Origin of the sequence: Enterococcus sp. AZ167 (assembly GCF_051714025.1) — a bacterium.
Lineage (GTDB): Bacteria > Bacillota > Bacilli > Lactobacillales > Enterococcaceae > Enterococcus_D > Enterococcus_D casseliflavus.
This window is the reverse complement of sequence record NZ_JBIORB010000002.1, coordinates 415,114-429,607: the sequence shown is the minus strand read 5'-3', so window position 1 is coordinate 429,607 and position 14,494 is coordinate 415,114. Positions and strand designations below refer to the sequence as shown.

The 14,494-nt window shown below is 43.1% G+C and carries 14 protein-coding genes; 3 read left to right on the top strand and 11 right to left on the bottom strand.

Features of this window, described 5'->3' with window-relative positions:
• Window positions 1-51 precede the first annotated feature (51 nt).
• A complete protein-coding gene (locus IGJ05_RS13695) occupies window positions 52-960 on the bottom strand; it encodes a phosphate ABC transporter substrate-binding protein PstS family protein (RefSeq protein WP_413159451.1) in 909 nt (302 codons plus the stop codon).
• 187 nt (window positions 961-1,147) lie between these two features.
• The gene (locus IGJ05_RS13690) at window positions 1,148-2,317 is read right to left on the bottom strand and encodes a pyridoxal phosphate-dependent aminotransferase (protein ID WP_005237247.1); all 1,170 of its coding nucleotides are present in this window, start codon (window positions 2,315-2,317) and stop codon (window positions 1,148-1,150) included.
• 178 nt (window positions 2,318-2,495) lie between these two features.
• Between IGJ05_RS13690 and IGJ05_RS13685 the strand changes: the two genes are divergently transcribed.
• The gene (locus tag IGJ05_RS13685; RefSeq protein WP_413159450.1) at window positions 2,496-3,215 is read left to right on the top strand and encodes a DUF2087 domain-containing protein; all 720 of its coding nucleotides are present in this window, start codon (window positions 2,496-2,498) and stop codon (window positions 3,213-3,215) included.
• A gap of 164 nt (window positions 3,216-3,379) precedes the next feature.
• Here the strand turns inward: IGJ05_RS13685 and IGJ05_RS13680 are convergent, their stop codons facing one another.
• The 8 genes from IGJ05_RS13680 to map all read right to left on the bottom strand — a co-directional run bounded on the left by IGJ05_RS13680 (window position 3,380) and on the right by map (window position 11,721).
• Window positions 3,380-3,907 carry a hypothetical protein gene (locus tag IGJ05_RS13680; RefSeq protein WP_010749742.1) on the bottom strand — a complete coding sequence of 176 codons (528 nt, stop codon included), beginning with the start codon at window positions 3,905-3,907 and terminating at the stop codon, window positions 3,380-3,382.
• Between the two features lie 101 nt (window positions 3,908-4,008).
• On the bottom strand, window positions 4,009-6,483 hold the full coding sequence (locus IGJ05_RS13675) for a heavy metal translocating P-type ATPase (protein ID WP_325815944.1): 2,475 nt from the start codon (window positions 6,481-6,483) through the stop codon (window positions 4,009-4,011).
• A gap of 126 nt (window positions 6,484-6,609) precedes the next feature.
• Window positions 6,610-6,819, bottom strand: a complete 210-nt coding sequence (gene copZ / locus IGJ05_RS13670; RefSeq protein ID WP_413157871.1) for a copper chaperone CopZ — start codon at window positions 6,817-6,819, stop codon at window positions 6,610-6,612.
• A 37-nt stretch (window positions 6,820-6,856) separates the two neighbouring features.
• The gene (locus tag IGJ05_RS13665) at window positions 6,857-7,303 is read right to left on the bottom strand and encodes a CopY/TcrY family copper transport repressor (protein ID WP_008377382.1); all 447 of its coding nucleotides are present in this window, start codon (window positions 7,301-7,303) and stop codon (window positions 6,857-6,859) included.
• A gap of 142 nt (window positions 7,304-7,445) precedes the next feature.
• Complete coding sequence (locus IGJ05_RS13660; protein ID WP_438725288.1) at window positions 7,446-8,432, bottom strand: aldose epimerase family protein; 987 nt, start codon at window positions 8,430-8,432, stop codon at window positions 7,446-7,448.
• Window positions 8,433-8,713: 281 nt separating this feature from the next.
• A complete protein-coding gene (locus tag IGJ05_RS13655; RefSeq protein ID WP_015510147.1) occupies window positions 8,714-9,934 on the bottom strand; it encodes a glycosyltransferase family 4 protein in 1,221 nt (406 codons plus the stop codon).
• A gap of 19 nt (window positions 9,935-9,953) precedes the next feature.
• Window positions 9,954-10,877: a YihY/virulence factor BrkB family protein gene (locus IGJ05_RS13650; protein ID WP_005228865.1), complete on the bottom strand. Its 924-nt coding sequence runs from the start codon at window positions 10,875-10,877 to the stop codon at window positions 9,954-9,956.
• A gap of 79 nt (window positions 10,878-10,956) precedes the next feature.
• Window positions 10,957-11,721 carry a type I methionyl aminopeptidase gene (gene map, locus IGJ05_RS13645; RefSeq protein ID WP_005228863.1) on the bottom strand — a complete coding sequence of 255 codons (765 nt, stop codon included), beginning with the start codon at window positions 11,719-11,721 and terminating at the stop codon, window positions 10,957-10,959.
• 176 nt (window positions 11,722-11,897) lie between these two features.
• On the opposite strand from map, the gene IGJ05_RS13640 reads away from it, so the two are divergent.
• Window positions 11,898-12,344, top strand: a complete 447-nt coding sequence (locus tag IGJ05_RS13640) for a flavodoxin (RefSeq protein ID WP_015510148.1) — start codon at window positions 11,898-11,900, stop codon at window positions 12,342-12,344.
• 55 nt (window positions 12,345-12,399) lie between these two features.
• Here the strand turns inward: IGJ05_RS13640 and IGJ05_RS13635 are convergent, their stop codons facing one another.
• A complete protein-coding gene (locus tag IGJ05_RS13635) occupies window positions 12,400-12,975 on the bottom strand; it encodes a TetR/AcrR family transcriptional regulator (RefSeq protein ID WP_005228861.1) in 576 nt (191 codons plus the stop codon).
• A gap of 231 nt (window positions 12,976-13,206) precedes the next feature.
• On the opposite strand from IGJ05_RS13635, the gene IGJ05_RS13630 reads away from it, so the two are divergent.
• Window positions 13,207-14,442, top strand: a complete 1,236-nt coding sequence (locus IGJ05_RS13630; RefSeq protein ID WP_015510149.1) for an aminopeptidase — start codon at window positions 13,207-13,209, stop codon at window positions 14,440-14,442.
• The last annotated feature ends 52 nt before the right edge of the window (window positions 14,443-14,494 follow it).

Genomic DNA, 14,494 nt, shown 5'->3' with positions numbered 1-14,494 from the left:
ATGCTTTAAACACAAAAAAAGAAGGAGCATTCTCCTTCTTCGGTCATTTCACTATTCAACATTCGTTACTTCGCCGTCTACACTGCGTTCTACTTTCATATCAGTGATTGGCAAGTAACCTAATTCAATAACGATTCCTTGTTGGACATCGTCTGTCATGATGTAATCAAGAAAGGCTTTGACGTTTGTATCTGGTTCGCCGTTCGTGTACATATGCTCGTAAGACCAGATTGGCCATTTGTTATCTGCAATATTTTCAGGAGTCGCTTCTACCCCATCAAGAGATAGCGCTTGGATCGAATCGTCCAAATAGGATAAAGCAAGGTAGCTGATTGCTCCTGGTGTTTCAGCAACGATTTTACGGACTGTTCCAGAAGAATCTTGCTCTTGTGTTTGGATCGTCTCTGCACCATCTAAGCCCCATTTTTCAAAGGTCGCTCTCGTACCGCTGCCTGATGCGCGGTTGATTACAGAGATTTCTTGATCTGCTCCGCCTAGTTCAGACCAATTCTTCACTTTGCCTGTAAAAATATCGATCAATTCTTGTTGGCTAAGGTCCGTAACGCCTGCGTCTTTATTTACCACTGGTGCCATACCAACTACGGCTACTTTATGGTCAACTAATTTGCTAGCATCCACACCATCTTTTTCATCCGCAAACACATCGGAATTGCCGATCGTCACCGCGCCTGCTTCTACTTGACTTAAGCCAGTTCCGCTACCGCCACCTTGAACCGTAATTGTATAATTGGGATTGTCTGCTGAGAAGCTTTCACCTGCTGCTTCAACCAAGGGTTGCAATGCAGTTGAGCCTACCGCTAAAATTTCTACATTTTCATTTGATGCGGCACCTGATGAAGATCCGCCTGATGCTTGACTGCTCTCAGTGCTTGCGCCACCGCTCCCACAGCCAGCTAATAATAAACCAGTTGCAAAAAATAAAAGTCCCAATTTTTTCATTTAGTAAATCTCCTTTCGTTATATGCTTAGTTTAGCAAGGCGGTGTAAACCCTTGATGGATTTCATGTAAAGAATCGATAAAGCGATGTAAATCTTTTGTAAAGTTCGTCGATTGCCTATAAAAGCCCCCACTGAATCCATCAGAGGGGGCTTACTTTATCTAAAAACGAAAGAAACGTTTGTAGAATCAATTGCTTTGCATATAGCGTGTCAAGCGATCCATCGCTTCCACCAAGTTTTCCATACTTGCCGCATAGCTTAAACGAACATAGCCTTCTGCTTCGGGACCAAAGGCGATACCCGGGATGATTGCTAATTGATTCTTTTCGGCTAAGTCGACACAAAAAGCCATGGAATCTTGGTTGAAACCAGCTGGTATTTTGGCAAAAATATAGAATGCACCTGATGGCTTCGCCATGTCAAAACCAAGGGCAGTCATCTTTTCAAACAAGTAATCTCGGCGTTCACGGTAATCGGCTTTCATGACTTCTGCATCATTGATGCCTTCGATCAATGCCCGCACTGCGGCTTTTTGAGAAATCGTTGATGCCGCAGTCACTAAGTATTGGTGGACCTTAATGATCTGAGCAGTCAACGCTTCTGGTGCAAAAATGAAGCCGACGCGCCACCCAGTCATCGCGTGAGATTTCGACAAGCCATTGATCACGATCGTTTGATCCCGCAAGTATTCAGCAATGGACACATGGGTTTCATCATAAGTCAACTCACTATAAATTTCATCGCTAATAACAAAAACGGGGTATTTTTCTAAAACCTCCGCCAATGCTTTGACTTGTTCTCGGGTATAAACGACCCCTGTTGGATTGCTAGGATAATTCAAAATGACTGCCTTGACTTGCTCCCCATGCTCTTTTAAGGCTGCTTCCAAAACTTCTGGCGCTAAAACAAAGTCATTGTCCGTCGTATCAAGATAGATCGGTTGGGCATGGGCTAAATGGATGACTGGTTCATAGCCTGGATAAATTGGTGCCGGTAGGAGAACTTTATCGCCAGGTTCCAACGTGGCTAATAAAGAAGCTGAGATTGCTTCCGTTGCACCGATCGTCACTAATACTTCTGATTGAAAGTCGTAATCAAGCTGATATTTATTTTTCAAAAAGAGGCTGGCTGCTTGCCGAACATCTGCTAAGCCGGCCATTCCAGAATAGTGGCTAAAATTTTGTTCGATTGCTTGGACACCCGATTTTTTCACGTGCTCTGGTGTGTTAAAATCCGGCTCGCCTAACGTTAACTTTAAAATATCAGGAATTGAAGAAACCCGTTCATCAAATTTACGAATCAATGAAACAGCTATATTGTACACTTCGTGATTGAAGCGTTGGCTTACGTCTGCCATAGTATCACTCCTTTGAATTAAGCAAATTCATTCGCTATTGTTGTTAATCCTAACACAAAAAGGCGACAATTTTAAGCAACGGATGAAATTAATCTAATAACGATAAATCCGTTTGTTTATTTACAAACAAATTCAACTTATGTTAGTATATATCTAAACAATAAAAGGAGAACCCAAAATGAAACCTTATCAAGAGTTTACCATTTCTGATTATCAGCAAGGATATGTCGCAACACCAACGGATTATTGTTGCGTCTTTTGTCAGGAGACCTTCGACAAAGAAGAAATCTATCCCGTTGATGGCGCCTTTTTTACATCAAAAAAACGAATGATGCAACATATTACTGACCATCACGGAACCGTTTTGTCCGCATTGTTGGCTTTACCCAAAGAACAAACAGGCCTATCAGAAAGCCAGCAGGAGATTTTACAACTGTTTGCCCAAGATGTTAGCGATACTGTGATTGCCCAGCGCTTAGGTATCTCTTCTTCGACTGTCAGGAATCATCGCTTTAAACTAAAAGAAAAGCAGCGACAAGCGACTGTTTTTCTAAGTATCATGTCCTTGTTGCAAGATACCCCGTTGCTGCCGCCTCATAAAGGGGCGACGATGCTTGATGATCGCTATGCCATTACGGCTAGTGAAAGAGAAAAGATCATTGCCACTTATTTTGATGAAACGGGGTTTATCAAACAGTTTCCCAGCAAAGAAAAGCGCAAGATTGTTGTCTTGAGTGTACTGGCACAAAAATTTGATCCGAAGAAAAATTATTCAGAAGCTGCTGTCAACGATGTATTAAAACAAGCGATCACCGATTACGTCACTGTCCGACGTTATTTGATCGAATACGGATTTATGCAACGGACGAAAGACGGGAAAACTTACTGGCTGACTTAAAACCTAGTCTGTAACTGGCTGGAACTTTTGTTGGTTGGATGAGCAGTATCTTTCACAGTTTAAAAAAAGTTAACAAGTTTCGCTTTTTTACAACAAAAAAAGACAAAGTACGAACACATCCGTACTTTGTCTACCGTCTGAAACGCTGGGACAAGTTCCAGCGTTTATTTTTCTTTTAGAAAGATTTTTTTGATGATCAATTTATCAAATAATTGCGTTTGATTGTCTTGTTCTCCAATGACTTCAGCGGTCACCGATTTACCATCTTGTTTTTTACGTAGCTGGTAAACGATCTTGCCTGTTTCTTTCAATTCGTTCACCATGTCAACGACACCGCCAAAACCAGTTTTACGAGTGATGAACCCTAACGCCACCATTCGCTCATCTAAATTTTTTGCCGAGATGCTCGCACCGGTGATCAACGCTTGCCGCATGATTTGTAAGAATTCCTCTAGCCCTGCCACTGGCGGCTGTTCGGGTTCTTCTTCCATCATCGGTCGCTGACGCAAATAATCTAATTCCTGCAATAACGTTTCATACTGCTCTTGTGTCAACATGACCCCCGCCACTTTTTCACGATTGAATACATATACTGCTGTTCCTGCTTCTCGCGCTTGATTAAATACATCCATCGGAGATTTTTTTACTTCAGTAATTGAAGTAGTGGGAACATCCAATTTCTTCAGTTCCATAATCAACGTCCTCCTTGTCTCAACGAACACATTATAGCATAAATCCAGAAGCAGATTATAGAGGTATTTCACTGCTCCTAGGAAAAGAAACAAAAAAGCGGCTAATCGCCGCTTTTTTCGATTGATAAGGTCATTGCATTGATGGCAACGATGATCGTGCTCATAGACATCAAGACAGCTCCGACTGCTGGGTTCAAAATGATCCCGATCGGTGCGAGGACGCCAGCTGCCAAAGGAATGGCAAAAATATTGTATCCTGCGCCCCACCAGAGATTTTGAATCATCTTGCGTCTTGTTTTTTTCGCCAAAGTCAAGAAGTGCAAGATGTCTTGAGGTTCGCTATTCGTCAAAACGACATCGGCTGAATCGATCGCTACATCGGTACCCGCTCCGATCGCAATCCCGATCGTCGCTCTTGCAAGACTTGGGGCGTCATTGATCCCATCGCCTACCATTACGACGCGCTTGCCCTCTTTGACATAGTCACTGACTAGACGTTCTTTATCGTCTGGCAACATTGCCGCATGGAAGGCTTCGATTCCTAGGTAATCGGCTACGGCTTGCGCCGCTTCTTGGTTGTCTCCAGTAGCCATAACTGGTGTGATGCCTAAGTCTTTCACTTTTTGAATAAATTGACTCGCTTCTGGTTTCACCTTATCCCCTAATGCGACGATTCCTTCCACTTTGCCGTCATGAACCAAATAGCTGATGGTATTGCCCTGTTCTTGATAATTTTCCAAGGAGTTCCCTTGATACTGAATGGCTAATTGCTCCAATCCTTTTTGATTGACGATCAACCACTTCTGTCCATCGATCACGCCTTCCAGACCAATCCCTGTCCTTGTTTGAACATCAGTCGCCTTTTTGGCTGTGATGTTTTCCTTTTCAGCTTGGGCTAAAATACCTTCTGCGATCGGATGATTGGCGGTTTTCTCAAGACCTGCTAGGTAAGCTAGTACTTCTGATGCAGAAAGACTGCCTGTCGCCTCGATGCCAGTTACGGTAAACGTTCCTTCTGTTAACGTACCGGTCTTATCGAGGATCAGATAATCAACATGATGCGCATTCTCCAGTGCGTTGCGATTTTTTAAGAGCAAGCCATTTTTGGCAGCGATCGATGTCGAGCGAGCAACCACGAGGGGAATCGCTAGCCCTAACGCATGGGGACAGGCAATGACGAATACCGTGACCATTCGATCAAGAGCAGTCGGTAGGTCAGCAACAAACAGCCATACAGCAAATGCCAAGACACCAGCAACTAACGCAATATAAAACAGCCATTTTGCCACTTTGTCCGAAAGTGCTTCTAAGCGGGATTTATCTGCTTGGGCTTTTCGCACCATTTCCATGACTTTCGCTAAGTAGCTGTCTTCCCCAGTTCCTGTGACTTCCATCGTGATGGTACCATTGCCGTTGACAGATCCTCCAATGACAGTACTGCCGACGGTTTTAGGTACCCGTCTGGATTCACCAGTCACTGCCGACTCATCGATTGTTGTTTCTCCTTCAAGGATCGTTCCGTCGGTAGGAATCTTATCTCCTGAGCGAACGATCAACTGTGTTTTGTTGGTCACTTCTTCTAATGGAATCTGTTCTTCTGATCCATCCGCATTTTTCCGAATCACTTCTTTTGGCAATAGTTCTGCTAATTTCTGTAATGCATTGCCAGCATTAGAAACGGCATTCATCTCGATCCAATGGCCCAACAACATGATCACGATCAAAGTCGCTAGTTCCCAGAAGAAATCCATTACATGAGGAACAGCAAGAAAATGATTGGCGATAAATGCGTAAAGACTATAAAAATAAGAAACCGTGATCCCCATAGCAATCAACGTCATCATGGCTGGGCTTTTTTGTTTCAATTCCATTTTCGCACCACTTAAAAACGGCTGCCCTCCATAGAAAAACAGGATCGTTCCTAAAAGCAATACGACCCAATCTGAGCCAGGAAACGTGAACTGAAAGGGCAATTCGATGCCCATCATTGGTGATAAAATGACGATTGGAATCGCCAAAACCAAGGATAGCCAAAACTTTTGCTTAAAATTTCCCATATGCATACTATGATCCATGCCACCCATTCCATGATCCATATGACTATGATCCATACCAGACATCTCATGATTCATGTGACTATGATTCATACCAGACATCTCATGGTCCTTATGGCCGTGATCCATGCCAGACATCTCATGATCCGTGTGACTATGTTCCATGCCAGACATCTCATGATTCATGTGACTATGGTTCATGCCAGACATCTCGTGGTCCTTGTGGCCGTGATCCATGCCAGATATCTCATGGCCCTTATGGCTATAGTCCATGCTGGACACTTCATGATCCATAGGACCATGGTTACTATCGGAGCTTTCATGCTCCTGCTGTTTTGATGTCGCCTTGTGATGATCCATCCCATTCATCTCATGGCTAGGCTCAGGGACTTCTGTCACTTGTGATTGCGCATGTTGCTCTTTTCCCTGTGTACCATTATCCCGCTCATTCAAAGCAGGTTCATGCCTATGATGGCTTGACGTCTGACTACTACTTGCGGAAGACGTTTTTTTCTGATTCATCCTAGTATTCCCCTTCCTATTTCACTGAATGTGCGTACAGTCTTGCTCCTTCATACAAAAGCTTCAAGCGGCTGGACACTTTTCATTTGTTTTGATTTTTCATTTTCACTTTAGCAATTCCATTGCTTACTCAAATACCCCTTGATAACCCGCTTCGGTGACCGCATTGACTAAGGCTGTTTCTGTCACTTGCGACTCGTCAAACTTGACTGTTCCGCGAGCTTTTTTCAAGTCCACTTTGGCTTTTTTCACACCCGATACTTCACTAAGCGCTTTTTCAACTTTTGCGGCACAATGGGCACAATTCATTCCGCTGATTTGCATGTTTTTTTTCATTACGATTCCTCATTTCTTTTAACAGTTCGTTGGCTACTTATTTTGTTGCATGGGTTTTGCATTGGCACTGACCAGGAATACAATTACATGAGATCGCTGCTACTGGCACTTTTTGGTCGACTGCTGCTTGGAGCATCGCCAAATCTTCTGCCGTCAATGCTGCTTCTTGGATCATTTCTGCTAATGTCTGCCCAACTTTTTTGGCACAAATATGAGAAAAAAGATTCTCAGCTGCGCTGCGAACGGTTGCTTCTTCGGAAACAAGCGGCGAATAAACAAATTTTTTCCCTTGGCTTTCTGTTTTCAATACGCCTTTTTTGACGAGTCGTCCTAAAAGCGTCTTGACAGTTGCTGCTTTCCAATTTTTATTTTCGCTCAATAAAGCGGTGATCTCTTTCGCGTCGGATTGTCCTAATGTCCAGATCACACGCATGACTTCCCATTCAGAATCGCTGATTTTGATTGGTTCGACCACAGATTGCATTTGTTCACTTCCTTTCATAAGTGATTCACATTTTTAAGTTTACATCTGTAATCGGATTTTGTCAAAAAAAAAGCATCGCCAAACTTTCTGCGTTTTGACAATGCTTTTTTCTATTTCATTAAAAATGATTTGGTTCCTATGCTTAAAAGTGGACCTGATACGTCGTCACAGAGTGGAAGGGTTCTTCTGGACGCAACACGATCTCACCAAAGTGGGTAAATTTCTCAGAGCCAGGAACACCTTGTGTTTCGATCGCCATCCCGCCATGATTGGCAAAAGGACCAGTCTTCATTGATGCACCAGCTTCTCCCTCACCCGTTGTGTAAATAACAACGGCAGGACGGTCAGTAGTTACAGTCAGCTGCACTTTTTGATCGGGACTGGTTACTTTTAGATCCCACTCTTGCGTATGGTCTAATAAGAACGGATCATCCAACATCGTCGTTCCCATCGGGCGTTCTTGTCTAAAATCAAATTTTGTGCCTGAGACAGGCGTTTTTTCACCGGTCGTCGTCACATCGTCATTCGTTTCAGCCACATGTTCGGCATTGATTTGAACCAAGTGGTCATCGATCGGCTGTTGGGTATCACCTATCAAATTGAAATAACCGTGGTTCGTTGGGTTAAATAAAGTCGCTTTGTCAGTGTTGGCATCATAAGCAAGCAATAGTTCATTGTCATTCGTCAACGTATAGGTGACTTGATAACGAACATTCCCAGGAAACCCGCCATCGCCATCTTGCCGTGTGGTAGTAAAAATCACCCCAGCTTTGTCTGCTTCTTCAAAGGTTTCAGTGATCCATGTATCAGTATCCAGCCCCTTTGAACCGCCATGAAGCGTATTGCCGCCATCATTGTCTTCCGTTTGGTATTCTTGTCCGTCGATCTCAAAGCGAGTACCTGCGATCCTTCCCGCCACAGGGCCGATCGTTGCGCCATAATAACGTGCTTGGCGATGTCCTTCGATCGTGTCATAACCGACCACAATGTCGCGACCTTCTTCTACTGGAACGACCCAATCCAATAAGCGTGCGCCTTCAGGACTTAGCCTTACGATGGTACCGCTATCATTGGAAAGCTCATAAATTGTTCCCATTCTTTCTGACGTCAGTTGTTTCACATTTGGCATTCGTTCATATCCTTCTTTCTTTGATTAGTCTGCTGCTCTTTTTAAGTATAGACGTTTAGGGCTAGATCCGTCAATTCAAGACGGAAGAATTCGACAGGAAATACTGTTTGTCTGACCATTTTCAAACAAACAAAAAGCGGCAAGCATCGCCAACGGATTGATCGAATCATCGACAGCTGATCGTAAGAGAACGCGCTAGAAGAAGCACTGACTCCTCCTGACCTTCAACGATCACTCGTATTCATCTCACCTGTTGGACACCTTTGCCGCAACTGTATCGTTTATTTTTTGTGTTTTGCTTGGTAATGTTTTCTCTTTCGTCGCTTTTCCTTGATTTGAGAAGCGCTAGCAGCTAAATCTTCGCTTTCCTCTTCTTGCTTGTCTTTTCTCTTTTCCGCTCGCGCCTTCAAGACTTTTTGCCTGAATCGACGGTTTCCAAGAAACTTCAGCGCGCACATGAGTGGTTGACGATTTTCTCCCACCAAACCAATCAACTCGATAAACAATTCGATGCCAAAACCTGTACTAATGATCAGCAAGATGATTGCGGTGTTACTGGCATAATTCATCAATAATGCAATAAATGAAAAAACCATCGCCAAGGCATAGATCGTCAAGACCGTGCCACGGTGGGTAAACCCTAATGAAAGTAAGCGATGATGCAAGTGCATCTTATCTGCTGAAGAGATCTTTTGTTTATTGAATTTTCTACGAATCATCGCATAGACGGTATCGGTAATGGGTACCCCTAAAATCAACATTGGGGTGATCACTGTAATGAAGGTCGCATTTTTTAAGCCTTGCAACGATAGGACGGAAATCATGAAACCTAGAAAAAGTGCCCCAGTATCGCCTAAAAAAATCGTGGCTGGATAAAAATTGTAAGGAAAGAAGCCTACGATCGCGGCAATCAATGTAAAAATCACCATCGGTACTTCAACGGAGTTTGGTAAAAAGAAGTAACTAATGATCCCAATCGTTGTCAGACTGATAATGGAGACCCCACTCGCTAGACCATCTAAACCGTCAATCAAGTTGACCGCATTCGTGATCGCCAAAATCCATAGGATCGTCATAGGTAAGCCTAACCAGCCCAAGTCAAAAACCCCGAGATAAGGGATCGAAACCGTGCTGATTTTGATACCAGCAACAAAATAGATCTCCAAAGCCGCTAACGTCAAACCCAGTGTTTTTTGCAGGGGCGTCAACTCAAAGATATCATCCAATAATCCAGTAACTACGACGATGGCTGCACCTAAAAGCATCGGCCAGACATAGTCAAAAGGAATCATTGCACGGAATTCCCAAAGCAATGCAAAAGAGAACGAAAGAAAAATACTCAGTCCCCCTGCGGTCGGCATTGTCTTGGTGTTGATTCGGCGATCTCCTGGTCGATCGACTGCGCCGATCTTAAAAGAGATCAATTTAATGATCGGTGTTAGGATTAAAGACACGATCATTGTTATAAATAAGCGCATTACAAATTTGAATGCAAAATCCATCGTTTATTCTCGCTTTCCGTTATTTCTCTTTATTGGTAAATGTATCTTCTATTTTCGAAGAAATCCGCTGAACAGGATCTGTTCGTTCTTTGATCTCTTGTCCCGACACATACTCTTCTACCACTGCGTTGATGATTCCACCCAAGATAATAATCGTCGCAGCAAGATTCAACCAGATCATTAAAACAATAAAACTTCCAATAATTTGATAGCCAATGATTTTCGCAGCAAAGTAACGGGCGTATAAGCCAAACACTTGTGACAGCAACATCCAGCCAATCGTTGCAAAGATCGCCCCTGGCAAAGTCGAACGCAACTTGACCTTTGCATTCGGCACTAACCAATAGATCAGCATCATGATAAACAGCAAAGCAACGATCGTGACTGGCCATTTGACTGTTTGGAACGTATCGATCAGATTGTCTTGAAACTTAAAAATCGGCTGCAAAAAATCAAGAATGATTTTTCCAAGCCCAAATACCATCGTAACACCAACGATCGCAATCATAAAGAGCAGGATGATCACAAATGATACTGCGCGCACCACGATAAAATTGGAACGTTGGTCCACACCGAAGGCTTTGTTCATCGCAATTTGCAAGGCATTGATACTTTGACTCGCAGACCACAACGCAGCCAAGGCGGAGATCGATAACAACCCGCCAGAGCTTGTGGTGAGGAGGTTTTCGATCGCTGGTCCGATAAAGTCATAGATTTGACTAGGGATCAATTCTTGTACATAAGATAAAACCGTGTTCGGATCAATCGATAAATAAGGCAACAGATTTCCCAGCGCAATCATTAACGGGAAAAGTGAAAGCAATAAATAGTAGGCGACGACGACCGATGTGGTCCCCATCTCTGAATCGGTTATTCTATTTTGCGTTGTTTCAATGAAACGCATCAGCTTTTGATTGCTTTTTACTTTATCAACGATTTTCATGTTTCTTCCTCCGCCAGCGAATCATCTGCCTTTTTTTCTTTGTCATACGTAACAATCAGAAGTCTCCTACCGCCAAAATTTAGTAGGTTCCTTCTTCTCCTTGAGAAGTCAAAATGCGTGGCCCTTCTTTGGTGATCGCCAAACTATGTTCGTATTGGCAACTTAAGCCACCATCTAGAGTATAGGCGGTCCAGCCGTTAGGATCCATTTTCATTTTCCACGTCCCTGTATTGATCATAGGTTCGATGGTAATAACCATTCCTTCTTTTAAACGCAACCCTTTGCCGGCTTCTCCGTAGTGAGGAATCATCGGACTTTCATGGATCGTTGGGCCAATGCCGTGTCCTACGAAATCGCGCACGACACCGTAGCCTTCTTTTTCCGCATAGGTTTGAATGGCATGACCGATGTCACCGATTCGGTTGCCAACTTGGGCTTGTTCGATTCCTAGATACAACGCTTTTTTGGTTACTTCCATTAAACGATCGATCTCAGGCGTCGAGTTTCCTACCACATAACTCCAGCAAGAATCAGAAATGGCGCCTTTTAAATCAATACACATATCAACTTTGATCAGATCGCCATCTTTCAATGGTTTTTTTCGGGGGAACCCGTGACAAATCTCATCGTTGATACTGCAGCAAGTGGCATATTTGTAATCTTCAAAACCAATTTGGGCGGCAATTCCGCCATGGCTTTCAATATAATCTCTGACAAACACTTCGATATCCCAACTGGTGATACCAGGTTTGATGAAGCTGCGTAATTGTTTGTGGACATCTGCTAACAGCGCGCCGGATTCGGCCATGCGGTCTATTTCTCTGGCAGATTTTAATGTAATCATGTTCTCGTCTCCCTTAATTAAATTCCTCTTATTTTACCATAGAAATCCCTTATTTTACAAAATTCACAGACATTGTAAAGAGTTTTTCAAGTTTTGTTTTCAATCTTTCGTGCATTTGCTATAATCTGTAAGAGAGTTTTCCTTGAGAATAGGAATGAGATTGGAGGAAAAAGCCCATGGCTTTAGCAAAAATCGTCTATGCGAGTATGACGGGGAATACGGAAGAAATTGCAGATATCGTTTCTGAAGCCCTTGAAAATCTTGACATGGAAGTTGAAATGAATGAGTGTACCCAAGTGGATGCCGATGAGTTTGAAGACGCCGATATCTGTATCGTCGCAACCTATACATACGGTGACGGTGAATTGCCTGATGAGATCGTCGATTTTTACGAAGATTTGCAAGAACTTGATTTAAGTGGCAAAATCTTTGGGGTCTGCGGCTCTGGCGATACGTTTTATGATGACTTTTGTAAGTCCGTCGATGACTTTGAAGCCGTCTTTAGTAAGACTGGTGCAACAAAAGGGGCAGATAGCGTCAAGGTCGACTTGGCTGCGGAAGAAGACGATATTCAAAACTTAGAAGCCTTTGCCAAAAAGCTAGCGGAAGCATTTGCAGAATAAAACAAGAAAACCTCTGACAAAATCACTTGATTCTGTCGGAGGTTTTCTTGTTTGCTTAATGATAACTGATATCGATGGGTGTTTCTCTTGCTAAAATATTATCGGTGGTTTCCGTCATCAGCTTAGCAATCTGATCTTCTGTGGGATGAATGATCCCCGAAGACATCAATGCCGCTAAGCCAGTAGCGACGATCCAGACACCAGTATGCAAGGACTGTAATTTCACGTCCGATAGATCTTGATACTTTGGTTCTTTTTTTACTGATTTCACAAAAAGGTCAAATGAAAACTGCTGCATGGAATCCCCACCACCATGCTCTTCTAAGTATAGCGCTCGGTATAATCGTTTTTCTTTATTTGCAAAGCCAATATAATTTAACGTTAAGTCAACGATGACATCTCCCCGTCTTTCAACTGGAAAAACTTCTGTCGCTAAGTAGTCGTAAATCTGATTGATCAATGCATTTTTTAAGTCATCCATATTTTTAAATTCTAAGTAGATCGGTTGCGTTGAACATTTCATCTTCGCTGCGATATTGCGTGCGGTAAAACGTGTAAATCCTTCGGTTGCGACAACTTCATAGGCAGCTTTTAAAATCTGGTCTCTAGTAATAGTTTTCTTTCTTGCCATAATTTTTTAATCTCCTTAATTCTGCTATACATCGCTTTCAGAAATACCTTTTACTTATTGTATCATGTTTTTTTAAGTTTGCAAAAAAACTTTTAAAATTATTGCCCCTAGTGTTTCCAGTTTTTCAATTTGAAGACCTCTGTTTTTTTGCTCTCTTTTTCGTTTGTTTTCAAAAATACTTAGTGCTATCATGAAGACAGTTATAATTTTAGAATAAATGGAGGAATTTTAATGGTTTTACCAAACTTTAATCAGAACCTTGAAAAATATGCCCAACTGATCACAGAAGTTGGTGTGAATGTCCAAAAAGGGCACACCATCGTCATCCAAATCGCCGTGGACCAAGCACCGTTAGCTCGACTATTGACAAAAAAAGCGTATGAGCTAGGCGCTGATGAAGTAATCGTTCAATGGACCGACGATGTGGTTCAAAAAGAATTTCTTGCGCATGCAGCTGAGGATCGTTTGTCTACGATCCCTCAACACAAAATTGATCAAACAGAAGATTGGGTCGAAAAAGGTGCGAGCCGCATCAGTGTCGTTTCTGCCAATCCCGATGCGTTAGCGGGCGTTGACTCAGATCGGGTCGCCGCTTTCCAAGCAGCTTCTGGTAAGGCGATGATGAAACTGCGTCAAGCAACACAAGCCAACAAAGTCAGCTGGACCGTTGTTGCTGCTGCAGGTCAAGATTGGGCACAAAAAGTGTTCCCTGATGCTTCCCCAGAAGAAGCACAAGACAAGCTATGGGATCAAATTTTCAAAACGACGCGTATCTACGAAGAAGATCCTGTTGCTGCTTGGAAAAAACATGATGAAACACTGCAAGTCAAGGCAGAAGAATTGAACAAAGAACAATTCAGCGCATTACACTATACAGCACCGGGTACCGATTTGATCATCGGCTTACCAAAAAATCACTTGTGGGAAGGTGCTGGCAGCTACAACACCCGCAATGAAAAATTCATGGCGAACATGCCGACAGAAGAAGTCTTTACTGCCCCAGATAATCGTCGCATCGATGGCTATATTTCAAGTACGAAACCATTGAGCTACGCAGGAACGATTATTTCTGGCATGAAATTCACCTTCAAAGACGGTAAAGTCGTGGACTTTTCTGCAGAACAAGGCGAAGAAGTGTTAGGCAAATTGCTAGCGATCGATGAAGGAGCGAAATCTTTAGGTGAAGTCGCTTTAGTCCCTGACCCTTCCCCTATCTCACAATCTGGCATCATCTTCTTCAATACGTTGTTTGATGAAAATGCCTCAAACCACTTGGCTTTAGGCTCTGCTTATGCCTTCAGCTTACAAGGCGGCACTGAGATGAGTGAAGAAGAACTGGCAGCGGCTGGTTTAAACCGCAGCCAAACCCACGTAGACTTCATGGTCGGCTCTGACCAAATGTCCATCGATGGCATCAAAGAAGATGGCACCACAGTTCCTGTCTTCCGCAATGGTGATTGGGCTTAATAAAAAAAGGCTGAGGTGGAGTAGCTCCCCTCGGTCTTCTTTTTACATAGAA

Excerpts from the sequence above, each read along its gene's own strand:
- IGJ05_RS13695 (WP_413159451.1), bottom strand. The coding sequence starts at position 960 with ATGAAAAAATTGGGACTTTTATTTTTTGCAACTGGTTTATTATTAGCT.
- IGJ05_RS13690 (WP_005237247.1), bottom strand. The coding sequence starts at position 2,317 with ATGGCAGACGTAAGCCAACGCTTCAATCACGAAGTGTACAATATAGCT.
- IGJ05_RS13685 (WP_413159450.1), top strand. The coding sequence starts at position 2,496 with ATGAAACCTTATCAAGAGTTTACCATTTCTGATTATCAGCAAGGATAT.
- IGJ05_RS13680 (WP_010749742.1), bottom strand. The coding sequence starts at position 3,907 with ATGGAACTGAAGAAATTGGATGTTCCCACTACTTCAATTACTGAAGTA.
- IGJ05_RS13675 (WP_325815944.1), bottom strand. The coding sequence starts at position 6,483 with ATGAATCAGAAAAAAACGTCTTCCGCAAGTAGTAGTCAGACGTCAAGC.
- copZ (WP_413157871.1), bottom strand. The coding sequence starts at position 6,819 with ATGAAAAAAAACATGCAAATCAGCGGAATGAATTGTGCCCATTGTGCC.
- IGJ05_RS13665 (WP_008377382.1), bottom strand. The coding sequence starts at position 7,303 with ATGCAATCTGTGGTCGAACCAATCAAAATCAGCGATTCTGAATGGGAA.
- IGJ05_RS13660 (WP_438725288.1), bottom strand. The coding sequence starts at position 8,432 with ATGCCAAATGTGAAACAACTGACGTCAGAAAGAATGGGAACAATTTAT.
- IGJ05_RS13655 (WP_015510147.1), bottom strand. The coding sequence starts at position 9,934 with ATGGATTTTGCATTCAAATTTGTAATGCGCTTATTTATAACAATGATC.
- IGJ05_RS13650 (WP_005228865.1), bottom strand. The coding sequence starts at position 10,877 with ATGAAAATCGTTGATAAAGTAAAAAGCAATCAAAAGCTGATGCGTTTC.
- map (WP_005228863.1), bottom strand. The coding sequence starts at position 11,721 with ATGATTACATTAAAATCTGCCAGAGAAATAGACCGCATGGCCGAATCC.
- IGJ05_RS13640 (WP_015510148.1), top strand. The coding sequence starts at position 11,898 with ATGGCTTTAGCAAAAATCGTCTATGCGAGTATGACGGGGAATACGGAA.
- IGJ05_RS13635 (WP_005228861.1), bottom strand. The coding sequence starts at position 12,975 with ATGGCAAGAAAGAAAACTATTACTAGAGACCAGATTTTAAAAGCTGCC.
- IGJ05_RS13630 (WP_015510149.1), top strand. The coding sequence starts at position 13,207 with ATGGTTTTACCAAACTTTAATCAGAACCTTGAAAAATATGCCCAACTG.